A 3,668-nucleotide genomic window follows, 5' to 3' on the forward strand; every position below is an offset into this window, starting at 1 on the left:
AAGGCGGCAGGGTTTCGCCCATCAGGATCGACGTATTTGTATGGACTGTTATTGGCATAGGCGTACCGATTGAAACTTGATCCGGTATTTCCATCCGTCACCACCGGATCAATGCTCAAGAACCTGCCCGCCACCGGATCATAGTACCGCTGCTGCATGTACACAAGACCCGTTTCCGCATCGTTCACGTGTCCCGTAAATCCGATCGTCGGGGCTGTGCCTGCTGCAGTACCCCCATACGGTTCATAACGAGTCCGGGTGAATACGGCGCCGTTCTGGTCAGTGCGTGCGACCGGGCTTCCCAAGGCATCTGTGTGGATGTATTCGACTTGGGCCGCGTGGCTCTGCGGCGGCGCAGCAAACAGCGAACACATGAGTGTCAACGTGAAGAAAACGTGCAGCAGCGGCCGCATTTGCGACTTGAGGATTTTGCTTAGCTTAAACTGGCCGAGGGAATGAAACATAGGTGAGACCATCATGGCTTCACCTCTGCGATCTGATGGTTGTGCAGGTAGATATACTTGGTTCCCGCACCGTTTGTGGGCGTCACATATAGCAGCTGACCCGCTTGGCTATAGACGGACACCCGGTTGACGCCGTCGGTCCCCACTATGCTCATTCTTCGGCCAAGGCCGTCGTAAAGGTACGTCCCCTTCCCTGCTGCACTTTTCATACGGTTGCCCTGATCAAATGCATAAATCTGCGAGCCACGCTGAATGATGTTGCCTTGACTATCGTACGTGTAACCGAAGGCGAAACCTGCGGTGCCGGTAATGCTCGATAGGCGATTGGCGGCGTCATACTGATGAGTCATCGTACGGGCGATCCCAGAGCCGCCGGTCAAGTTGCTCGCGATCAGATTATCAAGTGCATCGTAGCTGTAGTAAGCGTCAGCCCAGACTGCTGGTGCGTACACCCGTTTAAGTCGATCCAATGCGTCGTACTCCATCGTCCGGTTGGTCACGCCTTGCTGCGCGTCGACAACTGATTTCACGTTCCCGTTCAGGTCATAGGTGTACACATCGTTCAGCACGCCAGCGTCAATCGAACGCTCAGGAAGTCCCTGCACGTTCTGGGTCAGGCTGTGCACGATGCCATTCCCAAATACGAAGCGCTCGATGGCACCATTGGGGAAATAGCTCACTGCAGTAGCGTAAGCGCCAACCTTGGTCGGTTCGCCCAAAGCATTCGGGCTATAGTCGACGACCGTATTGTCTGGGTACTTCAGCTGTGTCAGCGCGCCATTGCCATCGTAAGTGCGGGTAATTGCATAGGTGCTGGACGCATAGCTTAAGCTTTCGGACAGACTCATGCCCCGCGAGTTATAGGTGTACGTCCAGTTCGCGCCGCCAGAATTGATTGTCTTCAGCGACCCAACTGGCCAGTAAGTACGGGTGATGTCGGGACTTGAATCGGCATAGCTGGTCGTCAGTAAACGGTTGCGCGCATCGTAGCCGTAGCTAATTTTCTTATCGGCCGTTACGCTGGCCGCGTCGCAAGATGTCGCGTACAAATTTAAACCACTAGCGCGCCAGAGCACATTGTCAGCCGAATCATACGTCTGGACGGTCGCACCGGACTCAGGCTCGATCGTTTTGCATAGTCGTTGCCCTGAATCGTAGACGTAGGATCTAGTCGCAGATTTGCCTCCGCCACTGCGCGTAATTGACGTAGGCTTGCCGAGCAGGTCACGCGCGATCACAACGTTAACACCAAGCGGTGCGGCTATGCTGCTAATCGCGCCTTCAGCGGGCTGATCGAAAGCCTGAAAAGCGCTCGTTGTGATGTTCCCAATGGGGTCAGTCGACTGCCGAACGAAACCGCTGAGGTAGCTGTTCGTAGTTTGCAAGATACCAAGTTGGGAGTCGGCTCTCGTAATCGTCGGGCGCCCCAAGGCATCGTACTCTTGGTAGACCCCTTGAAGCAGGGATCCAACATCGCGCTTTGGGTAGGACGTGAAGGTCGTTTTGCCGGCGTAATCATACTGGCTTTTAACGATCCGCTTCGTTGCTGCCGCATTCGCGATATCCCATTTCTCAGTGAAGACCGGCCGCAATAATGCATCGAAATATGTTCTTTCGCGGCTGTTGCCGATTTGTATTTCCTGCCGCCAGTGGCCTGGCGCAATTCCGTATTCATCGCTATTGACCGGCGAAAAGGACAGTAACATCGGCGCCCAACTCGCTGGATCGCCGCTCACGCCAGCGGGATAATTGACCTTCGAAACGCGCCACATTGAATCCGGTTCATATGTTGTAGTTTGGTTCGCCGCGTTTGTGGAAGAAAGAACAAAACCAATCGGCGCGACTACTGCACTTTCCCCCGTTTGATCGGGATATACAATGTTCTGCGGGATACCTGCTATGTAGTTGGAAAATGTCGTTTTTTGCCCTTTACCATCAGCCCGGCTTAGCAGCGTTCCATTCGGATTGTAAGCGAATGTTTGAGTGCCTGCGCCGTATTGTGAACTGGACAGTAAAACCCCTGTTGCATCGTCGTACGTGTTTTTAACAAGCTGACCCGGGATCCCAGCGACCGTGACGTTATCAATAGCGCCGATCACCCATTTCGGCAGGAAGTCTTTATATTCTGTTGTTTCGGTACGAGCAGCGTCTTGCCCACGCTGCCGGGACACCACGGTGGCGCGTGGGAAAATCGCGTGCCATCCCGTAGCAGCCCACGTAAAAGTGTCGCCTTGTTGGAACGTCGTAATCCTGTCCACCGGCGTATTTAGTGAATTCTGGTAAGAGTCACCAGAATCTAATGCCCCGTTGCCGGCACGCACCGGATATGGACCCGCACCGACCGCCCGGTAGCTGGTCTGAGTGGTACGCAGTGCGCTCGACCCATTCCAGTCCACGTCAACTTGTTCGATTCTTCCCTCGGAACGTCCATATTGAATTCCAAACGTGTAGCGGGTAACAGCGTTACCCGGATCGGTCACTGAAATACTCTTCGAAGTTGGGCAATTGACACACGACGTCAGACTTCCCATGGGGGCTGGATAGGCGTATGTCCATTGCATTGGCTGCAAGCCCGGCCCACTTATCACTTTAGAAGTGAGCGCCAACGTTTGAAAATGCATGGGAACCAAAACCTCGTCGTTGTCGACATAGTTATTGGGATCCAAACAGGTCGTGGGGACGTTGGCGCGGCCATGTACTTTCGCCTTCAATGTAAAGGCTCCTGTCGCTCCTGAGGGATGAGTCAGGGTAGCCGTCCGGGTCGTTGCGAGTTCGGTGGAGCTTCCCGCACAGCCTGAACCGTTCGACTGTTTAAACACACCCGATAAATTATCGATCCCAAGCACCTGCCAAAACGACAAGTCCGGAAGGATGACTTGCGAAAGGACCTGGTTGACATAGGTGTAGCGCCAGGTACGTACGCCATCTTTAATGGCCGTGATGCTGTCGGGATTGGCCGTATCCGTGTACTCGAAATCGAGACGCCGATTGTCGTTCGAATAGATGGAAAGGAGCTTCTTGGGATTAGCAGGGTCGTAGGTGTAGCGAACCCAATTCCCGAAACGATCAGTGACTTCGCTAGGCAGGGCGGTTTCAAATACCAAGCGCAACACTGGGTTAATTAACAGTGTCAGTCGGATGTTGCAGCAAGGCTATGTGCTGAGTATAAACGACGAGCGGCGATTCATAATCTAGCCTCGCCCT

2 protein-coding genes are annotated in these 3,668 nt (G+C 54.0%); both read right to left on the reverse strand.

Features of this window, described 5'->3' with window-relative positions:
* A partial coding sequence (locus tag ACP7D4_RS27670) for an RHS repeat-associated core domain-containing protein (RefSeq protein WP_426212627.1) occupies window positions 1–479 on the reverse strand: 479 nt, incomplete at its 3' end.
* The gene (locus ACP7D4_RS27675) at window positions 476–3,568 is read right to left on the reverse strand and encodes an RHS repeat domain-containing protein (protein WP_426212629.1); all 3,093 of its coding nucleotides are present in this window, start codon (window positions 3,566–3,568) and stop codon (window positions 476–478) included. The genes ACP7D4_RS27670 and ACP7D4_RS27675, both read right to left, overlap by 4 nt.
* Window positions 3,569–3,668: the final 100 nt, after the last annotated feature.

The organism is Massilia sp. TWP1-3-3, from assembly GCF_049897805.1.
Classification (GTDB): domain Bacteria; phylum Pseudomonadota; class Gammaproteobacteria; order Burkholderiales; family Burkholderiaceae_D; genus Telluria_A.